Origin of the sequence: Pseudomonas sp. GV047 (genome assembly GCF_003058245.1) — a bacterium.
GTDB classification, from domain to species: Bacteria; Pseudomonadota; Gammaproteobacteria; order Pseudomonadales; family Pseudomonadaceae; genus Aquipseudomonas; species Aquipseudomonas marginalis.
The window spans coordinates 151,929-171,537 of sequence record NZ_QCWA01000006.1 but is presented as its reverse complement, the minus strand read 5'-3'; the positions used below and the strand labels follow the sequence as shown (position 1 = coordinate 171,537).

The 19,609-nt window shown below is 61.3% G+C and carries 20 protein-coding genes and 1 pseudogene; 10 read left to right on the top strand and 11 right to left on the bottom strand.

What is annotated here, in order from left to right; all coding sequences use genetic code 11:
• Nucleotides 1-5: 5 nt before the first annotated feature.
• The 3 genes from C8K58_RS17045 (at nt 6) to C8K58_RS17035 (ending at nt 3,093) form a co-directional block, all read left to right on the top strand.
• Nucleotides 6-605 (top strand): short chain dehydrogenase, encoded by a 600-nt coding sequence (locus tag C8K58_RS17045; RefSeq protein WP_027604430.1) that lies wholly within the window; start codon nt 6-8, stop codon nt 603-605.
• Between the two features lie 96 nt (nt 606-701).
• The gene (locus C8K58_RS17040) at nt 702-1,373 is read left to right on the top strand and encodes a COG3650 family protein (RefSeq protein WP_027604431.1); all 672 of its coding nucleotides are present in this window, start codon (nt 702-704) and stop codon (nt 1,371-1,373) included.
• Between the two features lie 106 nt (nt 1,374-1,479).
• Nucleotides 1,480-3,093, top strand: coding sequence for an NAD(P)/FAD-dependent oxidoreductase (locus C8K58_RS17035; RefSeq protein WP_027604432.1), 1,614 nt, complete (start codon nt 1,480-1,482; stop codon nt 3,091-3,093).
• A 61-nt stretch (nt 3,094-3,154) separates the two neighbouring features.
• Here C8K58_RS17035 and C8K58_RS17030 read toward each other — a convergent pair whose 3' ends face one another.
• On the bottom strand, nt 3,155-4,249 hold the full coding sequence (locus C8K58_RS17030) for a PLP-dependent cysteine synthase family protein (RefSeq protein ID WP_108573962.1): 1,095 nt from the start codon (nt 4,247-4,249) through the stop codon (nt 3,155-3,157).
• Between the two features lie 216 nt (nt 4,250-4,465).
• Here C8K58_RS17030 and nhaA point away from each other — a divergent pair, with 216 nt between their 5' ends.
• Nucleotides 4,466-5,641: a Na+/H+ antiporter NhaA gene (gene nhaA / locus C8K58_RS17025; RefSeq protein WP_108573961.1), complete on the top strand. Its 1,176-nt coding sequence runs from the start codon at nt 4,466-4,468 to the stop codon at nt 5,639-5,641.
• A 75-nt stretch (nt 5,642-5,716) separates the two neighbouring features.
• On the opposite strand, the gene C8K58_RS17020 is transcribed toward nhaA, so the two are convergent.
• Nucleotides 5,717-6,181: a glycine zipper 2TM domain-containing protein gene (locus C8K58_RS17020; protein ID WP_003189251.1), complete on the bottom strand. Its 465-nt coding sequence runs from the start codon at nt 6,179-6,181 to the stop codon at nt 5,717-5,719.
• Between the two features lie 157 nt (nt 6,182-6,338).
• On the opposite strand from C8K58_RS17020, the gene C8K58_RS17015 reads away from it, so the two are divergent.
• Nucleotides 6,339-6,599: a hypothetical protein gene (locus tag C8K58_RS17015; RefSeq protein ID WP_027604435.1), complete on the top strand. Its 261-nt coding sequence runs from the start codon at nt 6,339-6,341 to the stop codon at nt 6,597-6,599.
• A gap of 36 nt (nt 6,600-6,635) precedes the next feature.
• On the opposite strand, the gene pdxH is transcribed toward C8K58_RS17015, so the two are convergent.
• The 5 genes from pdxH to dinG all read right to left on the bottom strand — a co-directional run bounded on the left by pdxH (nt 6,636) and on the right by dinG (nt 14,386).
• Nucleotides 6,636-7,283, bottom strand: coding sequence for a pyridoxamine 5'-phosphate oxidase (gene pdxH / locus C8K58_RS17010; RefSeq protein ID WP_027604436.1), 648 nt, complete (start codon nt 7,281-7,283; stop codon nt 6,636-6,638).
• Between the two features lie 27 nt (nt 7,284-7,310).
• Entirely contained in the window at nt 7,311-8,474 is a 1,164-nt protein-coding gene (locus C8K58_RS17005) for an OmpA family protein (protein WP_108573960.1), read from the bottom strand.
• Nucleotides 8,475-8,617: 143 nt separating this feature from the next.
• Nucleotides 8,618-9,763 (bottom strand): serine hydrolase domain-containing protein, encoded by a 1,146-nt coding sequence (locus tag C8K58_RS17000; protein WP_092356472.1) that lies wholly within the window; start codon nt 9,761-9,763, stop codon nt 8,618-8,620.
• 82 nt (nt 9,764-9,845) lie between these two features.
• Nucleotides 9,846-12,143 (bottom strand): beta-galactosidase, encoded by a 2,298-nt coding sequence (locus C8K58_RS16995; RefSeq protein ID WP_098480256.1) that lies wholly within the window; start codon nt 12,141-12,143, stop codon nt 9,846-9,848.
• A gap of 98 nt (nt 12,144-12,241) precedes the next feature.
• On the bottom strand, nt 12,242-14,386 hold the full coding sequence (gene dinG, locus C8K58_RS16990) for an ATP-dependent DNA helicase DinG (protein ID WP_027604440.1): 2,145 nt from the start codon (nt 14,384-14,386) through the stop codon (nt 12,242-12,244).
• A gap of 99 nt (nt 14,387-14,485) precedes the next feature.
• Between dinG and C8K58_RS16985 the strand changes: the two genes are divergently transcribed.
• Nucleotides 14,486-14,950 carry a CopD family protein gene (locus C8K58_RS16985; RefSeq protein ID WP_027604441.1) on the top strand — a complete coding sequence of 155 codons (465 nt, stop codon included), beginning with the start codon at nt 14,486-14,488 and terminating at the stop codon, nt 14,948-14,950.
• A gap of 45 nt (nt 14,951-14,995) precedes the next feature.
• On the opposite strand, the gene C8K58_RS16980 is transcribed toward C8K58_RS16985, so the two are convergent.
• Nucleotides 14,996-15,754: a hypothetical protein gene (locus tag C8K58_RS16980; RefSeq protein WP_108573959.1), complete on the bottom strand. Its 759-nt coding sequence runs from the start codon at nt 15,752-15,754 to the stop codon at nt 14,996-14,998.
• A 155-nt stretch (nt 15,755-15,909) separates the two neighbouring features.
• Complete coding sequence (locus C8K58_RS16975; protein ID WP_027604443.1) at nt 15,910-16,605, bottom strand: OmpA family protein; 696 nt, start codon at nt 16,603-16,605, stop codon at nt 15,910-15,912.
• A 192-nt stretch (nt 16,606-16,797) separates the two neighbouring features.
• On the opposite strand from C8K58_RS16975, the gene C8K58_RS16970 reads away from it, so the two are divergent.
• Entirely contained in the window at nt 16,798-17,295 is a 498-nt protein-coding gene (locus C8K58_RS16970) for a DUF6231 family protein (protein WP_027604444.1), read from the top strand.
• A 30-nt stretch (nt 17,296-17,325) separates the two neighbouring features.
• On the opposite strand, the gene C8K58_RS16965 is transcribed toward C8K58_RS16970, so the two are convergent.
• Both C8K58_RS16965 and C8K58_RS16960 read right to left on the bottom strand, forming a co-directional pair.
• Entirely contained in the window at nt 17,326-17,727 is a 402-nt protein-coding gene (locus C8K58_RS16965) for a type II toxin-antitoxin system MqsA family antitoxin (protein WP_108574052.1), read from the bottom strand.
• A gap of 2 nt (nt 17,728-17,729) precedes the next feature.
• Nucleotides 17,730-18,025 (bottom strand): annotated as a pseudogene (locus C8K58_RS16960) (type II toxin-antitoxin system MqsR family toxin).
• A 277-nt stretch (nt 18,026-18,302) separates the two neighbouring features.
• On the opposite strand from C8K58_RS16960, the gene C8K58_RS16955 reads away from it, so the two are divergent.
• Genes C8K58_RS16955 through C8K58_RS16945 form a run of 3 tightly spaced genes read left to right on the top strand, consistent with a single transcriptional unit; the run spans nt 18,303 to nt 19,481 of the window.
• On the top strand, nt 18,303-18,773 hold the full coding sequence (locus C8K58_RS16955) for a YchJ family protein (RefSeq protein WP_027604445.1): 471 nt from the start codon (nt 18,303-18,305) through the stop codon (nt 18,771-18,773).
• Between the two features lie 19 nt (nt 18,774-18,792).
• On the top strand, nt 18,793-19,275 hold the full coding sequence (locus C8K58_RS16950) for an LEA type 2 family protein (protein ID WP_098480258.1): 483 nt from the start codon (nt 18,793-18,795) through the stop codon (nt 19,273-19,275).
• Complete coding sequence (locus C8K58_RS16945; RefSeq protein WP_065890089.1) at nt 19,272-19,481, top strand: SEC-C metal-binding domain-containing protein; 210 nt, start codon at nt 19,272-19,274, stop codon at nt 19,479-19,481. Before C8K58_RS16950 ends, C8K58_RS16945 begins: the two co-directional genes overlap by 4 nt.
• Nucleotides 19,482-19,609: the final 128 nt, after the last annotated feature.

The following is a 19,609-nucleotide window of genomic DNA, read 5'->3' as shown; positions in this document are numbered from 1 at the left end:
GCCCCATGAAAATCCTATTGATTGGCGCCAGTGGCACCGTCGGCTCGGCAGTCAAGGCCGAACTGGCCCAGCGTCACGAGGTGACCAGCATTGGCCGCAGCAGCGGCGACTTCCAGGTGGATATCAGCGACAGCACCTCGATCCGCAACCTGTTCGAGCAGACCGGCAAATTCGATGCACTTGTCTGCACTGCAGGCAACGTGAATTTCGTGGCGCTGGGGGATATGGGCGAAAGCGACTTTGAACTGGGCCTGCGTGACAAGCTGATGGGCCAGGTCAACCTGCTGTTGATCGGCCGCGAGTATGCCAACGACGGCGCGTCGTTCACCTTCACCAGTGGCATTCTCAACCGTGACCCGATCCGTACTGGCGCTTCGGCTGCGCTGGTCAATGGCGCACTCGACGCGTTTATCAAAGCCGCGGCAATCGAATTGCCACGGGGGCTGCGCATCAACTCCGTGAGCCCGACCGTGCTGGTGGAGGCCATGGGCAGCTACGCACCGTACTTCCGTGGCTATAAACCGGTTCCGGGGGCCGATGTGGCATTGGCCTATGCAAAAAGCGTGGAGGGCTTACAGACCGGCCAGACATTTATTGTTGGCTGAATGTAACCATTGTAAGAATTGCCTGAAGCAGGGCTGCGGGGTTGTGATGCAACGCCAGCCTGCGTAACGTGGCGGCACTTGTCTGGAGACCCGATCATGCGTGCCGCCCGTAACCTCGCCCTGTTTGCCTTGCTTCCTGTGTTAGCCGCTTGCCAGATGTTCGAAAACGAGCCGACCAAGCCGTCTACCGCCGGGTTGACCCGCATGCAGGGCGAACTCACGGCGGTAGGTAGCAAGCTGCTGTTCCAGCCGTGCGACGATAAACGCAACTATGTCGTCAACGACACCAGTGGCACCAGCATCCTGCAGGAAGCGGCGTCCCTGGCCGGCCAGCAAGGGGCATTGTTTGCCGATTTGCGTGGCAAGTTCTCGGGCGTCGCCAGCGGCCCCCAGGGCAGCGTCGACCTGCAACAACTCTACCGCGTAGAGCGCTCGACCTCTGCCTGCACCGACCCGGACTTCAAGCGCATGACCCTGCGGGCCAACGGCCACAAGCCAGCCTGGGCCATGAACGTCACCGCCAAGGGCATGGTGCTCGAGCGTGAAGGCCAGCCGCCACTGGCGGTGCCTTATGTCGAAGAGCAGATCGGCGACGGCCGCTTCAACCTGATGACCGAAGCCAACAACCAGCACATCGAACTGTGGGTCGCGCCCCAGCGCTGCATCGACAGCGTCAGCGGCAGCCTGCAACACATGACGGCGGAATTGCGCGTCAACGGCCAGGTACAGCGCGGTTGCGCGGCGTTTGGTGGTTCCCGGGACGACTGATTCAGCGCTGCGCTGTTTTAACCTGACGGAAAACCGCCATTGGGGCTTATAATCGCCGGTTTGCAAAACAGCCGGCCTCTTTGTCCGCCGCCTACCGGATCCCGTCATGTTACGAATCACCGAACTCAAGCTGCCCATCGACCATCCCGAACAAGACCTGCGGCCTGCCATCGTGCAGCGCCTGGGCATCGCCAGTGATGACCTGCTCGATTTCACCCTGTTCAAACGCAGCTACGACGCGCGCAAAAAGTCGTCGGAGCTGTGCTTCATCTACACCATCGACCTCAATGTGAAGGGTGAGGCCGCCCTGCTGCTCAAGTTTGCCGATGACCGCAACGTCAACCCGGCGCCGGACGTCAGCTACACGGTCGTGGGCCAGGCCCCGGCAGGCTTGGTCGAACGGCCTGTGGTCGTCGGTTTTGGCCCGTGCGGTATCTTCGCCGGGCTGTTGCTGGCGCAGATGGGTTTCAGGCCGATCATCCTCGAACGCGGCAAGGAAGTACGCCAGCGCACCAAGGACACCTGGGGCCTGTGGCGCAAAAGCGTGCTCAACCCCGAGTCCAACGTGCAGTTCGGTGAAGGCGGCGCCGGGACCTTCTCCGACGGCAAGCTCTACAGTCAGATCAAGGACCCGAAATTCCACGGCCGCAAAGTCCTGCACGAGTTCGTCAAGGCCGGCGCGCCGGAAGAAATCCTCTACGTCAGCAAGCCCCACATCGGTACCTTCCGCCTGACCGGCGTGGTAGAAAACATGCGCGAGCAGATCATCGCCCTGGGCGGTGAAGTGCGTTTCGAGCAACGGGTGACCGACGTGCTGATCGAAGACGGCCAGTTGAATGGCGTGGTCATCGACGGTGGTGAGCAGATCCTCTCCAAACATGTGATCCTGGCCCTCGGCCACAGCGCCCGCGACACCTTCCGCATGCTCCATGGCCGTGGCGTCTACATGGAAGCCAAACCGTTCTCGGTGGGGTTCCGGATCGAACACCCGCAATCGCTGATCGACGCCGCGCGCCTGGGCAAATATGCCGGGCACCCGAAGCTGGGCGCCGCCGACTACAAGCTGGTGCACCACGCCAAGAACGGCCGTTCGGTCTACAGCTTCTGCATGTGCCCGGGTGGCACCGTGGTGGCAGCGACCTCCGAGCCGAACCGCGTGGTGACCAACGGCATGAGCCAGTACTCGCGTAACGAGCGCAATGCCAACTCCGGCATCGTCGTCGGCATCACGCCGGAAGTGGATTACCCTGGCGGCCCGCTGGCGGGTATCGAGTTGCAGGAGCGCCTGGAGTCCCACGCCTACATCCTCGGCGGCAGCAACTACGAGGCTCCGGCACAGTTGGTCGGCGACTTTATCGCCGGTAAGCCATCCACGGCCATCGGCAGTGTGGAACCGTCCTACAAGCCAGGGGTGGCCCTGGGCGACCTGGCCCTGGCCTTGCCGGACTTCGCCATCGAAGCGATCCGCGAAGCACTGCCGGCGTTCGAGAAGCAGATCAAGGGCTACTCGCTGCACGATGCCGTGCTGACGGGGATCGAGACGCGCACCTCGTCACCGCTGCGGATTACCCGTGACGAATCGATGCAGAGCCTGAACGTGAAAGGCCTGTTCCCGGCCGGTGAAGGCGCTGGGTATGCGGGCGGGATTCTGTCGGCCGGTGTCGACGGGATTCGGATTGCCGAGGCGTTGGCACGGGATATGTTGGGTATCGAGGCCTGAGAACAGCGCAAATTAAATGTGGGAGGCGGCTTGCCCCCTCCCTCATTTGGTTTGCATCGGGTCAGATATTCGCGCGCAGGATGCTGGCGGGCAATGGTTCACCCTGCTCCACACTGGCGGCCACGGCCGTGATCAACCCCTCGAGCGCATAGCCCTGCCCCGCCAACCACGCCTGGTCGTAATAGGTCGTTGCATACCGCTCGCCCCCATCACACAAGATCGCCACGATCGAACCTGACTCCCCTGCCGCTTTCATCTGCTGCGCCGCCATTAATGCGCCAATCAGGTTGGTCCCGCTGGAACCGCCGACTCGCCGCCCCAGGCGCTCAGCCAGGTAATGCATGGCCGCCAGCGACAGCGCATCCGGCACCTTGACCATCGCATCAATCACCTTAGGCAGAAACGACGCCTCGACCCGTGGCCGGCCAATGCCTTCGATCCGCGAACCACAGTCCAGACGCAGGCTGGCGTCACCGCTCTGGTAGAAATCGAAAAACACCGAGCGCTCGGCGTCGGCACACAACACGCGGGTACAGTGCTGGCGATAACGCACATAGCGACCCAGCGTGGCAGTGGTGCCGCCGGTACCGGGGCTGGAAATCAACCAGCTCGGTTCCGGGTGCCGCTCAAAGCGCATCTGCTGGAAGATCGACTCGGCGATGTTGTTGTTCGCCCGCCAGTCGGTGGCACGCTCGGCATAAGTGAACTGATCCATGAAATGACCGCCGCTTTCCTGGGCCAGGCGTTCGGACTCGGCGTAGATCTGCGTGGGATCCTGTACCAGATGGCTTTTGCCGCCGTAGAAGGCAATCTGCGCGATCTTTTCCTGGGATGTCGTGGCGGGCATCACCGCAATGAACGGCACCCCGAGCAGCCGGGCAAAATACGCTTCGGAAATCGCCGTCGAGCCGCTGGATGCTTCAATGACCGGTGCGCCCGGCTTGAGCCAGCCATTGCACAGCGCGTACAAGAACAGCGAACGGGCCAGCCGATGCTTCAGGCTGCCGGTGGGGTGGCTGGATTCATCCTTGAAGTACAATTCGATGCCCGGCAGGCCCGGCAGCGGTAACGGAATCAGATGCGTGTCAGCACTGCGTTGGAAGTCCGCTTCGATGATGCGAATGGCTTCGCGGGCCCAGGGACGGTGGTCGCTCATAAGGAAGAACTCTAAGGATTTCAGCACCGATCTTAGGATGTTTCCTACACTGCACACAGATACAGTGACGACTCAATTGGACACACAATTGCTAGGCTTTGGCGCTACGCCACCCTACCCCATCCCTTATAACAAATAAGAATATAACTTTTGTTTTAACAACTAACGGTACGGGTTAGGGTACCCACCTATTGAACCTGGATTGGAGAGCATCCCTTGCCTCTGCGTAGCACTTTTACCCGTTTCTTCCAGCTGGAAGCCGCCAGCGGCCTGTTGTTGATCGCCGCTGCCGCCTTGGCGCTGATCATCAACAACTCTCCGTTGTCGCACCTGTATGGCGCGTTTCTCGACGTGCCGGTGGTGGCCCAGATTGGCGCACTGCAAATCGCCAAGCCCGCGCTGCTGTGGATCAACGATGGCCTGATGGCCCTGTTCTTCCTGCTGATCGGCCTGGAGGTCAAGCGCGAGCTGCTTGACGGCCACCTGTCCAAGCCTTCGCAAGTGGTGCTGCCCGGCGCAGCCGCCATCGGCGGCATGGTGGTGCCGGCGCTGATCTACTGGGCAATCAACAAGGACTACCCCGCCGCCCTCTCCGGCTGGGCAATCCCGATGGCCACCGACATCGCCTTCGCGTTGGGCGTCCTGGCATTGCTGGGCAAACGGGTGCCGGTATCGTTGAAGCTGTTCCTGATGACCCTGGCCATCATCGACGACCTGGGCGCGATCATTGTTATTGCCGTGTTCTATTCCGCCGACCTGTCCGGTGCAGCCCTGGCCGGCGCGGGCGCCTGCCTGGTCGCCTTGATTGCAATGAACCGCCTGGGCGTGATCAAGCTCGGTCCCTACCTGATCATCGGCCTGATCCTGTGGGTGTGCGTACTCAAGAGCGGCGTGCACGCCACCCTGGCCGGCGTGACCCTGGCGTTCTGCATCCCGATGCGCACCAGGAATGCCGAGCCCTCGCCGCTGCTGACGCTGGAACACGCCCTGCATCCGTGGGTGGCCTACGGCATCCTGCCGCTGTTCGCCTTCGCCAACGCCGGGGTGTCACTCACCGGGGTCAGCCTGGAAAGCTTCACCCACCACGTGCCCATGGGCATTGCCGCCGGCCTGCTGATCGGCAAGACCGTCGGCGTGTTCGGCCTCACCTGGCTGGCCATCAAGACCGGCCTTGCCGCGCTGCCCAGCGGCGCCAACTGGGGCCAGGTCATCGGCGTGGCGATCCTGTGTGGCATCGGCTTCACCATGAGCCTGTTCGTCGGCTCCCTGGCGTTTGTGCCGGGTGCCAGTGAGTTTGCCGGGGAGGATCGAATGGGGATCCTGACCGGGTCGATACTCGCAGCGTGTATTGGGTATGGGGTGACGGCGATGGCGAGTCGCAAAAAAGCCTGAGCCGACTGAAACGCAGCCCATAAAAAACCCCAACCGGTCACCCGGTTGGGTTTTCTTTTGCCTGCTGCTTACCGGTCAGCGAGTAACGCGGCTAGTGCCATCAACGGTCATGATGCGGACGCGATCACCGATGCGGAAGATTTCATTTTCCTGCACGGCTTGCACGTAGGCGCGCATGCTGCCGTCGTCTTCGCGAACGGTGATTTCCACGCCCTGGGTGCGGGTCAGGCCCTCTTCGGTAGCCGAGCCCAGCAGGCCGCCGGCAACGGCGCCGATCACGGCAGTCACGATACTGCCACGGCCACCGCCGATGGCGCTGCCGCCAACACCACCGATGACCGCGCCGGCAGCGCCGCCGATTGGGGTCTTGGTGCCTTCGATTTTTACCGGACGCAGGGATTCAATGGTGCCCATGCGAACGGTCTGTACACGACGCGCTTCGTCACGGGAGTACGAGTCGCCGGTCAGACTCGAGGCGCAGCCACCCAGCAGCAACGACAGCGTGGTAAAGCAGGCAACCAGTAAAACGGACTTACGCATAGCATCAACTCCAAAGGACAGGTATTCATTAGACGCTGCAGCTTGACGCCTGTCACGACAAGCCCGGCAGGAAATTGCTTTCATTCAGCCTCAGTACAGACTGCCCGTAGCCAAAATACCGACCAACGGTAGCACTCTCATCGTAACCAGGAACTTCATGGACTATTTCATCATTGTAGTCACTACCGTCGCCGGCCTGTACTTCCACGGCTGGCTGTACCTGCGGATCAGACGCTGGATAGACCGCGACCTGGCACTGTCCCTCGCAGGCGACGACCTGCACAAGCGTGCCTTTATGCTGCAACAACTGGAGCAGGCACGGATCTCGAAGATCAAGCGAAGCGAGTTGCCGCAGTGGCTAAAGAACGCCGCACAGCACTACACAGCCGAAGCCTCTTCAACAGAGACTTCGGTGTGATCGATATCATTCCAGTGGGGTGACGAAAGGTGCCGCTCAGGGCGCCAGGCGCTCGCGGGTCCATTCGGTCCCTTGCAGGCGGTAGTTCAGGCGGTCATGCAGGCGGCTGGCGCGGCCTTGCCAGAACTCGATGCGCTCCGGCAGCAGGCGATAGCCACCCCAATGCTCGGGGCAGTCGGGCTGGGTATCGCTGAAACGCTGTTCGGTGGCCTTGAGCAGGTCCTGCAGTTCTTCACGGTCACGAATGACCTGGCTCTGCGGGGAGGCCCAGGCGCCTAAACGACTGCCCAGGGGGCGGACCTGATAATAAGCGTCGGACTCCTCAGGCGTGACCTTGACCACCCGCCCTTCAATACGCACCTGGCGCTCCAGGGTCGGCCAGAAGAACGTCATGGCCGCAAACGGCCGCGCCGCGAGCTGTTCGCCCTTGGCGCTCTGATAGTTGGTGAAGAAGGTAAAGCCCTGCGCATCCAGGCCCTTGAGCAGCAGGATGCGGCAGTGCGGGCGACCGTCCTGGTCGACCGTAGCCAGGGTCATGGCATTGGCTTCCACCGGTGGCTGCTCGGTTTTCACCGCATCGGCAAACCACTGGTGGAACAAGGCAAACGGCTCGTTCGGGGCCTGGGCCTCGCTCAAACCGTCCCGTGTGTAGTCACGGCGCATATCGGCCAGTGCCTGGGTCATGCGGCTTTATCCTTGTGGTTCAGCGGATCAGTTTTTCGCCTGGTCATTCGCAGCCGGTGCAGCAGCCTTGGCTTTGGCCGGGGCCGGTTTCTTCGCAGCGGGCTTGGCCGGGGCTTTTTTAGCCGCGGGCTTGGCAGCCGCCTTTTTAGCTGCGGGTGCCTTTTTAGCCGGGGTCTTGGCGGCCGGGGCCGGGGCTGGAACGTTCTGCACCGCAACCATTTCGGCTACAGGCGGGGTCTTGCCCGATTGATACTTGCTCAACAGCGCCAGCATGGTCGTGCGCTGGGTGAACATGATTTCCATGCGGCGGTTCAGCGCGCGGCCCTGGGTGCTGTCGTTGGCGGCACGTGGCATCAGGTCACCCATGCCACGCAGCATCAGGCGGTCCTGTTTCAGGCCGCTGAGGCTGAAGATCGAGGCGATGGACTGCGCACGCTCCTTGGTCAACGCCTGGCTGGCAGGCGCGGTACCGGTGGCATCCACGTGGCCCAGCACCAGCACAGCGGTTTTTGGATCGGCTTCAACCGCCTTGGCGACGCGAGTGAACGGCCCCAGGGTAACCGGCAGCAGCATCGCCGGGCGTTTCGGGTTGTAGGAGCCGTCTACCGGAGCAATCACCACGAGTACGTTATCGCGACGTTCCAGCTGCAGGTTGCTGTCCTTGATGGCGGCGCGCAGGCGCGGCTCATAGTCGTCCAACCAGGCCTGGGTGATTTTCGGGTCAGGCATCGGCACATTGGTCACGTCGACCTTGGCCAATGGCTTGGGTTTGCTTTCGAACGGCCACCACCAGTGGGTTTCGCTGTCGGTCTTGGCGACGGCAGGCGCGGCATCTGGAGCCGGGGTCGCGGCCTTGAGGTCGGCTTTCAGGTCAGCCTTGGCATCAGCGGCCTTCTCGTCGGCGCTCTTGGAGGAGAACGGCCACCAGCTGGAACCGGTCTCAGCCTTGGCGGCCGGCGCTGGCGCGGAGGCGACAGGCGCAGCAGCAGCGGCTACAGGTGCGGCAGGCTTGGCGCCGGCAGCGGGCTTGGCATCCGGCTTGGCGTCGGTTTGGGTCACTGCGTCCTTGGTCGTGGCCTTATCCGATCCAAATGACCACCAATGCCCACCCTCGGCATCATTTTGTGGAGTTTGTGCGCAACCGGTAATAGTGAGGCAAAGCGCCAGTGCCAAGGACTTGTTCGATAACATGAGATATCCACAAAATGAGAAAAGAAACGGGGGTCTCGATGACCCGTTAAACAGACGCTTACAGAACATTAAAGTTACATCATTTCGTTCAGCGCCTTCTTATAGTTGCCTTTGTAACAAAAAAATGTGAAACAGCAAGGGGTTTACAGACAACCGGCCAATATTCCGACCAACTTCTGTGCCCGCGGGTCCATAAGTACATAAGGCCCCAATGTATTAGTCACGAAACCAAACGCTACATCATGCTCAGGATCGGCAAAACCCACCGAGCCGCCGGCGCCTGGATGCCCGAACGCACGGGCGCCAAGGCCAAATGTAGCATTGGGCAACTGTGGTTGATCCAACATGCAGCCCAGCCCGAAGCGGGTTTGTGTCAATAATGTTTTATCCGGCCCGATACTGTGTTCACGGGTCAATTCTTCGAGCATGTCGGCTTCCAGCAAACTACCGTCCAACAAACCACTATAAAAACCCGCCAGACTACGCGCATTACCGTGACCATTTGCCGCCGGCTGCTGCATGCGTCGCCATTCAGGTTTATTAGTACTGGTGAGAATAGACGGTGGGTTGGCAAATGCCCGCGTCGTCATCGCGGTGGGCTCGCGCATCATTACTTGCAGTAAACGCTGCGCGGCTTCATCGCCCATATTGCCTTTGCTGCGCGCTATATGTGCAACACGATAAAACTCTTCGTCGGCCAGGCCCACGTGGAAGTCCAGCCCCAGCGGCCGTGCCACCCGCGCCACAATGGACTCACCCGGCCCACGCCCATCGGCGCGGCGCAGCAATTCGCCGACCAGCCAACCGTAGGTGATCGCCTCGTAGCCATGGCCCTGGCCCGGCGTCCACCAGGGGGCTTCGGCTGCCAGGGTGTCGACCATCAATTGCCAGTCGTACAAGGCTTCGGTGGGCAGCATCTCGCGGATGGCCGGCAACCCGGCCTGATGGCAGAGCAACTGGCGCAGCGTAATGTTTTCCTTGCCGGCAGCAGCGAACTCAGGCCAGTACCTGGCCACTGGCGCGTCCAATTGCAACTTGCCCTCGGCCACCAGTTGCAGGGCCGTGACAGCGGTGAAGGTCTTGGTGCAGGAAAACAGGTTAACGATGGTGTCGCTGTGCCAGGCCTCGGTACCGTCCTTGTCGGCGGTACCGGCCCACAGGTCAACGACGGTTTCGCCGCCGACCTGGATGCAGAGCCCGGCGCCACGCTCCTGCGGGTCATCGAACAACGCGGCGAACCCTTCACGCACCGCTTCGAACTGGAGCTCGTAATGACCCTGAACCTGCACCTAAGCCCCCTAGGAAAACACCGTAAAAAGTGGCCGACATTGTTCCAGCCATTGTGGGATTTGTGAACCCGTCAACAATGAATCAATGACCATTTCCCGAATGCCCACCGGCGTGTCCGGCGCCCTGCCCCGGGCCTTTGCCCTCACGTCCAGGTTTGCTGCCTTCGCTTTCATGAACCGTGCTGGCGGCCTTGGCCTTTTCCGCTTCCTTGCCCAGTTGATCCACCGCCGCCAGGTTGCTTTTACGCACACTGTCGACAAACCCCTGGAACGGTACGTCAGTGATACCCACCAGGCCGAAGTGGCCGTTTTCACCGTCCAGCAACCGGCCGGTCACCGGCTGGTCCAGGTACTGGAACCAATGCACACCGACAATGGACGGCTCGGCCATGGCTTGCTTGAGGAAGTTGGCATATGCCACGCCACGCTCTTCTTCCCTGGCCAACTGGGTCACGCCGCCCCAGAACGGGCCACGGTCCGCAGAGCCGAAGTTGAATTCAGTGATCAACACCGGCTTGTCCAGTGCACGAAGCGCGGCAAAGTCATAGCCGTCCTGGGGTTTGAGCGTGTACATGTTGAAACTCAGCACATCGCAATACTGCGCGCACGACGCCACGGCCTCCGGCGTACTCACCGCATAACGCCCGCCCAGCAGCAGTTGGTTGGGGGCGTGCCATTTCAGCGAGTCGGAGATGGTCTTGAAGTAGGCATCGGCGAAGGTCTTCTGGAAGTATTTGAAGTCAGCTTCGATTTCCGGGTGTTCAGGGTTGGGCATCGGCGGTTCGAAGCCCGGATCTTCCATCAGCTCCCACCCCGCCAACTCGATGCCCCAGGCTTTCGACAGGCCTTGCTCGTTGCGGTACTTGTCACGCAATTGCTTGAGAAACGCGCGCTTGGCCGGTACGTCTGTGGTCATGCGCAAGGTGCCGTAGGCCAGGGCGTAGCGGGATTTCGGATCATCGCCGGGGCCGGCCCAGGCCAGTTCGTTGTCGGCAAAGAAGCCGATCAGCCAGGGGTCGTCGCGGTGGTCGCGGGCGGCAATGGCCACCGCGCGCTCGGTCGCCATGGCGAAACGCGGATCGAACGGATCGGGCATGCCGCCCCACCAGTCGGTGCCGGTGCTGATACTGGCGTAGTCGCCGACGATCGACAGCGGCAAGGTGTACGGCACTCGATCGGCAGTGGCCAACGCGCCGTCGCTCCAGTTGCCGACGGTGTTGAAACCCCAGGCTTGCAGGCGATCGAGGGTATGGGTCACCCAGCGTTTCTGGTCGAACCCTTCGCCGCCATAAGTGCGCTGCAGGTTGGCGCCGTAGAAATCGAACCAACGCCCGGCAGCGAAGCCACGACCTTCGCCCGCACCATTGCCGGTGCGGTTATCGCCGCTGCCGTAGTACTTGTCGAAGGGTTCGCCGGCCTTTGGCAGCGCCGCGAACATCCACTCACGACCGGCCACGTAGGTCTGGCTGTTGTCCGGGGCCACGGTATTGACACCCAGGGAATAGAACGGATGGCCTTCCGGAGTCACCAGGTACCAGCGACCGTCGCGCTTTTCGGTGCGGAAAAAGCCACTGGCCTTGAACGCCGGCCCTTTGTTCCAGCCGCCGAACGTGTCCAATGCGGATTTATCACGCGCGGCCAGCCAGCCCTGCAGTTGGGTTTGTTCCTTTGCCGCAGCCGCCTTGAGCTGTTCGTCGCTGCTGACCTTTTCCGGCCAGCGCGCACGGGTGGACTGACCATAGGTATCCACCAGTTCGCTGTAGGCCGCCTTCAGCACCGGCTCACTGTCCTGCACACCAAAGCGCTCCAGCAGGATGCTTTGCGCGGCGTTGGGCTTGATCATCGACAGGGTCACCGAGACCACCTGGCTACGGTCGATCTCGCCAGCACTGCTGGCCAGCAACACGCGCTGGCCATCCACGGTGATCGGCATCGGCGGGCCGGCCTTCATGCCCTGGCTCAACGGCGAGCTGGCTTGCAGCGGGACCAGCAAGGTCTGGGCGGGGCCGGCCGGTAGGTCGATGCGGCTGACCAGGGTCTTGCCATCGCTGCTCTGCACCTTGACGTAGAGGGTCAGCGCCCAGTCCATGGCACTCTGGATACGCAGGCTCATGGCGCCGGACTGCGACCAGTCCCAGGCACCGGCCTGTGGGCTGAGCACCAGGCTCGGCTCGGCGGCCGGGTTGAAGGTGATGCGACGCAACACCTCGCCTTCGGGGGTTTGTTCGGCGTTGTATTGCGGCAGGCTGGCGTCCTGGGTCGCCACCTTGACCACATCGGCAGGCCGGACGAAGTTGAACAATGTCTGTTGCCCCGCGGGCGCGGCCATCAAGGGCGCAGTGAACAGCAGGGCAAAAAGGGCGGGCAGCGTGCGAATCATACGAACAAGGTTCTCCCAAACGGCCGGTAAATAGCCTGATGACATAAATCGATAGCAGTGAGATAGACCACGAAGTGGGCGAATTCGCCCACGATGGCTTAAGAAATTTCGCGCCGGAACGGCGGCAACGCATTCAGGATCGCCTTGCCGTAGCGCTGGGTCACCAGGCGGCGGTCGAGCAAGGTGATGGTGCCCCGGTCTTCCTCGGTACGCAGCAAGCGACCGCAGGCCTGCACCAGCTTCAAGGAAGCATCCGGCACCGAGATCTCCATGAACGGGTTACCGCCCCGCGCTTCGATCCATTCGGCCAATGCGGCCTCGACCGGATCATCCGGCACCGAGAACGGGATCTTGGCGATCACCACGTGTTCGCAGTAGGCACCGGGCAAGTCCACGCCTTCGGCAAAACTCGCCAGGCCGAACAGCACGCTGGAATCCCCGCCATCGACCCGCGCCTTGTGCTTGTTCAGGGTTTCCTGCTTGGACAGGTTGCCCTGGATAAACACCTGCTTGCGCCAGTCGCGGTCGAGGCCGTCGAACACGTCCTGCATCTGCTTGCGCGACGAGAACAACACCAGGGTGCCGCGCGAACCTTCCACCAGGGAGGGCAGGTCGCGAATGATCGCCGCGGTGTGCGCCGGTGCATCCCGTGGGTCGGCCTTGAGATCGGGCACCCGCAGTACACCGGCGTCGGCATGATGGAACGGGCTTGGCACCACCGCCGTGACGGCCTTTTTCGGCAGCCCCGCGCGCATGCGGAAGCGGTCGAAGGTGCCCAGGGCAGTCAGCGTGGCCGAGGTCACCAGGCAGCCGTACGCCACGTTCCACAGGTTGCGGCGCAGCATCTCGGCGGCGAGGATCGGGCTGGCGTTGACCTCGATATCAAACAACGCACCGCTTTCCGACAGGGTCAGCCAGCGGGCCATGGGCGGGTTGTCTTCGGGGTCTTCGACGGTAAAGGCCGTCCACAGCTCCCAGTTGCCCTGGGAACGGGACAACAGGCTGCCGAACAGCGGATACCATTCCTCGGCCTGGTTGCTGGCGATGCCGATGTTGACCTCACCGTCCATGCCTTCCTTGAGCAAGTCAGTCAGGCGGGTGAACAGGTCGGTAAGACGGGAAAAGCCTTTCTTCAGTTCGATGCCCATTTCGCGCATATGCTCGGGGATCATCCCACCGACAAAGCGGTGGCGCGGGCGCTCACGGCCTTCCACATCTTCACCGGGCTTGAAGTCGGCCACCTGCTCGCAGGCGCTGAACATGAACTGTTGCTGGGTCTTGATCTCCCGCGCCAGCTCCGGCACCTGCTCGATCAACTTGCCCAGATCGCCGGGCAGCGGGTGCTGGGCGAGCAATTTGGTCAGGTTCTTCGCGGTGGTTTCCAGCCAGTCGGCGGTGGAACGCAGGCGCGTGTAGTGGGCGAAGTGGCCGATAGCCTTGTCGGGCAGGTGATGGCCTTCGTCGAACACGTAAAGGGTGTCACGCGGGTCCGGCAACACGGCACCGCCGCCCAGGGCCAGGTCGGCCAGGACCATATCGTGGTTGGTAACGATCACGTCGACCTTGCCCATGCCTTCGCGAGCCTTGTAGAAGGCGCACTGGCCGAAGTTGGGGCAATGGCGGTTGGTGCACTGGCTGTGGTCGGTGGTCAGGCGTGCCCAGTCGGCATCTTCGAGGGCGGTGGGCCAGCTGTCGCGGTCGCCGTCCCATTTATTGCCGGCCAGTTTCTCGATCATGCTGGTAAACAGCTTCTGGCTGACCTCATCCACTTCGATCTTGAAGCCTTCTTCCTCGAACAGCGACGCCGTGGCGGTTTGCGCGTGGCCTTCCTGCAGCAGTACGTCGAGCTTGGACAGGCACATGTAGCGGCCACGGCCCTTGGCCAGGGCGAAGGTGAAGTTCAGGCCGCTGTTGCGCATCAGGTCGGGCAGGTCTTTGTAGACGATCTGCTCTTGCAGGGCGACGGTGGCAGTGGCGATCACCAGGCGCTTGCCGGCGGCCTTGGCGGTCGGGATCGCAGCCAGGCTGTAGGCCACGGTCTTGCCGGTACCGGTACCGGCTTCGACGGCCACGACGGCGGGCTCACCTTCGCGGCGGCCTTCGTCATCGGTGTCGATATCCCCGAGGACCTTGGCCACTTCGGCGATCATCAGGCGTTGGCCGTAGCGCGGTTTCAAGCTCTTGGCTTCGAGAAAACGCGTGTAGGCGCCCTGGATCGTGGTTTTGAGTTCAGTGCTGATCATGGATAGTCGGGCGCAAAAAACGCTGGATAAATTTTCAGTGGTTCGGATCGGCCGCTATCATACCCCGCTAATTAATCCCGCGCAGAACGGAGTACCACAATGACCGCGTTTAGCCTCGTTTACACCCTGCATGTATTGGCCGCCCTGATCTGGGTCGGCGGCATGTTTTTCGCCTGGATGATCCTGCGCCCAGCCGCTGTGGCGGCCCTTGAGGGCCCTGCCCGACTCAAGCTGTGGGCCAATGTGTTTCAACGTTTTTTCGTGTGGGTATGGGTGGCAGTGCTGGTTTTGCCGATCAGCGGCGTCGGCCTGCTGCACCTGCGCTTCAGCGGGTTTGAAAGCGCACCGCGCTATGTGCAGGTGATGATGGGTTTGTATCTGGTGATGACGGCGTTGTTTATCCGTATCCAGGCGCTGAAGTTTCCGCAACTGAAGGCGGCGGTGGCGGCTGAGGATTGGCCGGCGGGTGCGGCTGCACTGGGGCAGATTCGCAAGCTGGTGGGGATCAACCTGATCGTGGGGTTGGTGGTGGTGGCGATTGCATCGGCTCGGCCGATGTTCTGAGTACAGTCACAAGCTGCAAGCTCGAAGCTTGCAGCTCTTTAGAACTTAGAGCCGCTGAAGAGTCACGGTACCCGCAGGCCCAGATGGCCCCGGCTGCCCTTCCAACCCTGGCCGGCCCTTCTCGCCACCATCGGCGCGGTACACCAGGCAGCCTTTGGACTCCCCGCCTTTGCCCGGCTTGCCGGCCGTGCCGGCCAAACCTCCAGCACCGCCATCCACCCAGACCTTGATGTGTTCAGCCGGGAAGTCCTTCGGCAACTCCACGCGCACCTGTGCACCCGCCCCACCCGGCAGGCCATCGCCGCCGTTATCGCCATTGAAACCGCGCCCCGCCGAGCCCCAGGTGCACCCAGGATCCACGCCATTGGCGCCATCCAGCCCGGCATACCCTTGGGCACCGGCGCCGCCACGGGCATCCACCGAGAGTTCTTCAGCCGTCAGCGAGTTGATGCGCAAGGTCAGGTCACGCCCGGCCTTGGCCGGTTTTTCATGGGTGCCGGGAGCACCGCGCGAGGTGATCTGGCTGCCCTGCTCAAGTTGTGCATGCCGCACCTGCAATTGCAGCGCCGTATTGCCAGGAACAATTGCGATGCGTGCGTCGCGGCCCAGGTGCAGTTCATCCACCGTGACCTGGCTGATGGTGGCCGGAATCAGCAACGTGCCGTAGTCCGCCACGTCCAGGCGCTCCAGTTGCAACACGCTGGTGCTGGAGGGAAGGCGCATCAATGAGTTGGTTTCAACACTGACGCTTTGGGCCAGGGCAACGGGGCTGACCAACAGGGCCAACAGAAAAACCTTACGCATCATGGGGCTCCTGAATGTTTTCAAATTTTTCTTTGGACGCACAGTAACGACTTCTACAGGCGATTTGCCAGTGAAGGTTCAAAAAACTTGAGAGGGAGCGGTTCAAGCGAGGGTGGCCGGCAATGCCCCTGTGGATCCCACAGGGGCAAGGGCTGTCAGCGGTTGATCTGGATTTCCGTGCGGCGGTTCAGGGCGCGGCCTTCAGCGGTCTTGTTGTCGGCGACCGGATGGCTTTCGCCCGCCCCGGTGACAGATACAAAGGCACTGCGGGGCACCCCGGCGCCGATCAGGTAATCGGTGACCGAATGGGCACGTTTTTCCGAGAGTTTCTGGTTGTAGGCGTCTTTACCGACGCTGTCGGTGTGACCACTGACCCGTAGCTGGGCGCTCGGGGCTTCCTGTTTCAGGCGCGTGGCAATGGTGTCAAGTTTGGTTTTATCCGCCGCCGTCAACTTGGCCGAGTCGAACTGGAAGTGCACATCGCGGATCACGATGGTTTCTTCCTTGACCACGACCACCTCCTCGACCACCGCCGCCGGCGGTGCCGGTGGGCAACCATTGGCGTCAACCTGCACGCCTTTCGGGGTGCCCGGGCACTTGTCGCGGCTGTCCGGCACGCCATCGCCATCTTCGTCGCCATCGCCGTGCACCCAGCAATAGGCGCCGGCCATGCCGCCGACCAGCAACGCGCCATAGCCTGCGTAGGCCGAGCTTTCAGTCGCACCGATCGCTGCACCGGTCACACCGCCGACAGCGGCACAGGTAGGCCAATCGGTTTTTTGCAAGCCTGCGCAACCTGTCAATACTCCGGTTAGCAGAACCAAGGGTAGAGCTGTCCGCATGATGCTCATCTGACTTTCTCCTGAGGGGATCGGCGGGGGCCGATGGGTGGAGTAAAGACCGCTCTTTTCAACTGCGCCACTACGCCAAGCCCCCCGTATTCATTGGGGATCGTCGCCCACGTAGGACTTTTCGCAGCCACCCGCTCTAGGCCCGCACGCTCAGCCGCGCTAGTCTCTAGGGTCCTGATGTGAGGATCTCTGATGACCGCTGGTATTTCTGCCCGTACTCCCCAGCAAGCGCTGGCCGCCTTGCTCGATCTGCACCAGCCCAAACGCCTGTTGCTGTTGGGTGCCAGCCAGTTCCCGGCGCTGGACGCCTTTAAGGACGCACACCCTGACACCCAGGTGTTCTGCGCCGCGCCAGGGCCATTGCCGCAAGCACTGGCGGCCCAACGGTTTGACCTGGCGCTGGTGGTCGATTGCCTCGAGCACCTGCCAAAACCCCAAGGCCTGACCTTGCTCGGCGGCATCCGCAACCTCAACGCCAGCCGCATTGCGGTGCTGGTGGACCTGGGCGCCTGCGGCTGGAAGGAAACCGACTTCTTCTCCCTGGCGCTGCAGGCCGGCGAGCGTTTCCAGCGCGATGAGCAGGTGCTGACGCTGTTTACCTACGATCTGCTTGACTATAAACAGGTGCCGGACTGGCTCAACGCCCGTTTCTGGGCCAACCCGGAAAACTTCGGAAAGTATTGGTGGTAACCGGATGAGTACATCGATTCCAGGCGCCCCCTACGCCGTTCGGACTTCGTTAAGTAACTCAGGGTGACGATCGAGCAACTTGAGAAGCTTTATGAGTGCCAGCGGAGGCTTGGTTTTTCCATTCTCATAGCGAGAAAAGGCGTTGACCCCGCCACCGAATATCTCGGCGGCTTCCCGCTGGCCCAACGAAAGTTTCTTACGCACCGTAGCGATGAAGCCAGGGTCTACCAAATCCGCATTGACCCGTTTTGAGAAGGTGCGCATCGCTTTCATGACACGATCCGATTCAACCAAATCCAGGATCGACTCGGAGCAGGACGGGCAGAACTCACCCGTCACATTCGCAACCACAGTGGTTTCACCTTTGTAGGAATAGGGTATGTCGCGGATGTCATGGACCAAGTCCGCAGCGCCGCAAACAGGGCATTTGATGTTCATAGCTCCTTGAAGGACACGATCAGTACGTCTTCGATAACCGTGAGTTTCAGATAGACCTTCCCGCCTTCGTGTGTGGCCGGTACACGTCTTGCCATAGCGTGTGGTCGGCGTAGGTAGTCATGCTTTTGTAAAAGCCCGTTGGTTTAAGGGCCAGTATCACGGCCAGCATCTCGGAGAGGTCGAGGTTAAGAGCATCCGCGCCGAGTCGTGCAGTATTCGTGGTACGCACCCTCCCGGATTTGATCAGGGCCTTGACGCTGGTCAGCTTGCAGTGAGGCGCGTTCTTCTCCATGCAGAAATTAACCTAATAGGTTTTTATTTGGCAAGTAGGTTAATCCACCTATTCTTGCAGTAGAGCCCAATGGAACCTGAAGCGGCTCTGCGCGAGCCAGCCAGGAAGTGTCTCAACGAATGAATGCTCGCTCGCCCGTCCCTCGCACCCGCTGGCCGTCGAGTTCCCCTGCGATCCTCTGTAGTATCGGGTCATAAGCTGTCAACGGCTGTGTCTGCGGTAATACCAAGGCTTAGCTATTGTTACGTCTAACAGAACGTGTATTGGTGGTAACCCGATGAGTACATCCATTTGCCCCTGCGGCAGTGGCAACCTGCTGGATGCCTGCTGCGGCCATTATCACGCCGGGCACCCGGCACCCTGCGCCAGCGCCCTGATGCGTTCTCGCTACAGCGCCTATGTGCTGGGCCTGGTGGACTATCTGGTCGCCACCACTTTGCCCGCGCAACAGGCTGGCCTGGACCGTGAGGCCATCGGCGCCTGGAGCGCCCAGAGCACCTGGCTCGGCCTGGAGGTTGAAAGCTCCGAAGTGTTCGGCGGCCAGCCGGAACACGCCTTCGTGACCTTCACCGCACGCTGGCATGACAGCACCGGCGAACATAGCCACCGCGAGCAGTCTTCTTTCGTACAGAATGAAGGGCGCTGGTACTTCATCGACCCCACGGTGGAAGTGAAAACCGGACGCAACGATGCGTGCCTGTGCGGCAGTGGGCAAAAATTCAAGAAGTGTTGTTCCAGCTATCTCTAACCACCACAGGACTCACGCCATGCTTCGGATCTACAGCTTGATGCTGGCGTTAACCTTCGGCCTGACCGGTTGCGCCTCCTGGTTCGAAGACGATTCGCCCCCGCCCCACGTTTCCCTGGTGAAAGTCGAAGTGGTGCGGGCCAAGCTGCTGGAGCAGAAATTCAAGCTGTACTTTCGCGTGGATAACCGCGACGACTCTGACTTGACCGTGCGTGGGCTGATCTACAAGGTCACCCTGGATGATTTTGTGCTCACCGAAGGCGAGTCCAATGAATGGCTGACGGTGCCGCCCAAGGGTCATGCATTTTTCAAGGTATCGGTGCGCACCAACCTCTGGCCGCAGATCCGCGACGTGGTGCAACTGCTGAAAAAACCCGACCAGCCTGTGCCGTATCGTCTGGAGGGTGAACTGAAAACCGGATTATTCATCGGTTATGACGTGCAGGTGAACCACAATGGCGAGATAATCCCCGGCGATTTTATTCCGGAGCGACATCGATGACTCAGCAACCCCATGTCCATGGTCCTGACTGCAACCATGATCATGATCACCATGATCACCATGATCACGACCACGGCCATGTCCACGGCCCGAACTGCGGCCACGCTCACCAGGAGCCGGTGCGCAATGCGTTGAAGGACGTTGGCCGCAACGATCCTTGCCCGTGCGGCAGTGAGAAGAAATTCAAGAAGTGCCACGGCGCGTAAATCGCGCTGAGGGCCCACGTGTGTGTGAGGGAGTTCGCTCCCTTCCACAGCTGCATCGCATTCCAAATCGAAAGCGTCTAAGGGTAGACGCAAATGTTTGATTGAATTTCCACCCTCCCACCTTTACC

What these genes read in the sequence shown, in the direction of transcription:
- C8K58_RS17045 (WP_027604430.1), top strand. Translation starts at nt 6, where the DNA reads ATGAAAATCCTATTGATTGGCGCCAGTGGCACCGTCGGCTCGGCAGTC.
- C8K58_RS17040 (WP_027604431.1), top strand. Translation starts at nt 702, where the DNA reads ATGCGTGCCGCCCGTAACCTCGCCCTGTTTGCCTTGCTTCCTGTGTTA.
- C8K58_RS17035 (WP_027604432.1), top strand. Translation starts at nt 1,480, where the DNA reads ATGTTACGAATCACCGAACTCAAGCTGCCCATCGACCATCCCGAACAA.
- C8K58_RS17030 (WP_108573962.1), bottom strand. Translation starts at nt 4,249, where the DNA reads ATGAGCGACCACCGTCCCTGGGCCCGCGAAGCCATTCGCATCATCGAA.
- C8K58_RS17020 (WP_003189251.1), bottom strand. Translation starts at nt 6,181, where the DNA reads ATGCGTAAGTCCGTTTTACTGGTTGCCTGCTTTACCACGCTGTCGTTG.
- C8K58_RS17015 (WP_027604435.1), top strand. Translation starts at nt 6,339, where the DNA reads ATGGACTATTTCATCATTGTAGTCACTACCGTCGCCGGCCTGTACTTC.
- pdxH (WP_027604436.1), bottom strand. Translation starts at nt 7,283, where the DNA reads ATGACCCAGGCACTGGCCGATATGCGCCGTGACTACACACGGGACGGT.
- C8K58_RS17005 (WP_108573960.1), bottom strand. Translation starts at nt 8,474, where the DNA reads ATGTTATCGAACAAGTCCTTGGCACTGGCGCTTTGCCTCACTATTACC.
- C8K58_RS16995 (WP_098480256.1), bottom strand. Translation starts at nt 12,143, where the DNA reads ATGATTCGCACGCTGCCCGCCCTTTTTGCCCTGCTGTTCACTGCGCCC.
- dinG (WP_027604440.1), bottom strand. Translation starts at nt 14,386, where the DNA reads ATGATCAGCACTGAACTCAAAACCACGATCCAGGGCGCCTACACGCGT.
- C8K58_RS16985 (WP_027604441.1), top strand. Translation starts at nt 14,486, where the DNA reads ATGACCGCGTTTAGCCTCGTTTACACCCTGCATGTATTGGCCGCCCTG.
- C8K58_RS16980 (WP_108573959.1), bottom strand. Translation starts at nt 15,754, where the DNA reads ATGCGTAAGGTTTTTCTGTTGGCCCTGTTGGTCAGCCCCGTTGCCCTG.
- C8K58_RS16975 (WP_027604443.1), bottom strand. Translation starts at nt 16,605, where the DNA reads ATGAGCATCATGCGGACAGCTCTACCCTTGGTTCTGCTAACCGGAGTA.
- C8K58_RS16970 (WP_027604444.1), top strand. Translation starts at nt 16,798, where the DNA reads ATGACCGCTGGTATTTCTGCCCGTACTCCCCAGCAAGCGCTGGCCGCC.
- C8K58_RS16955 (WP_027604445.1), top strand. Translation starts at nt 18,303, where the DNA reads ATGAGTACATCCATTTGCCCCTGCGGCAGTGGCAACCTGCTGGATGCC.
- C8K58_RS16950 (WP_098480258.1), top strand. Translation starts at nt 18,793, where the DNA reads ATGCTTCGGATCTACAGCTTGATGCTGGCGTTAACCTTCGGCCTGACC.
- C8K58_RS16945 (WP_065890089.1), top strand. Translation starts at nt 19,272, where the DNA reads ATGACTCAGCAACCCCATGTCCATGGTCCTGACTGCAACCATGATCAT.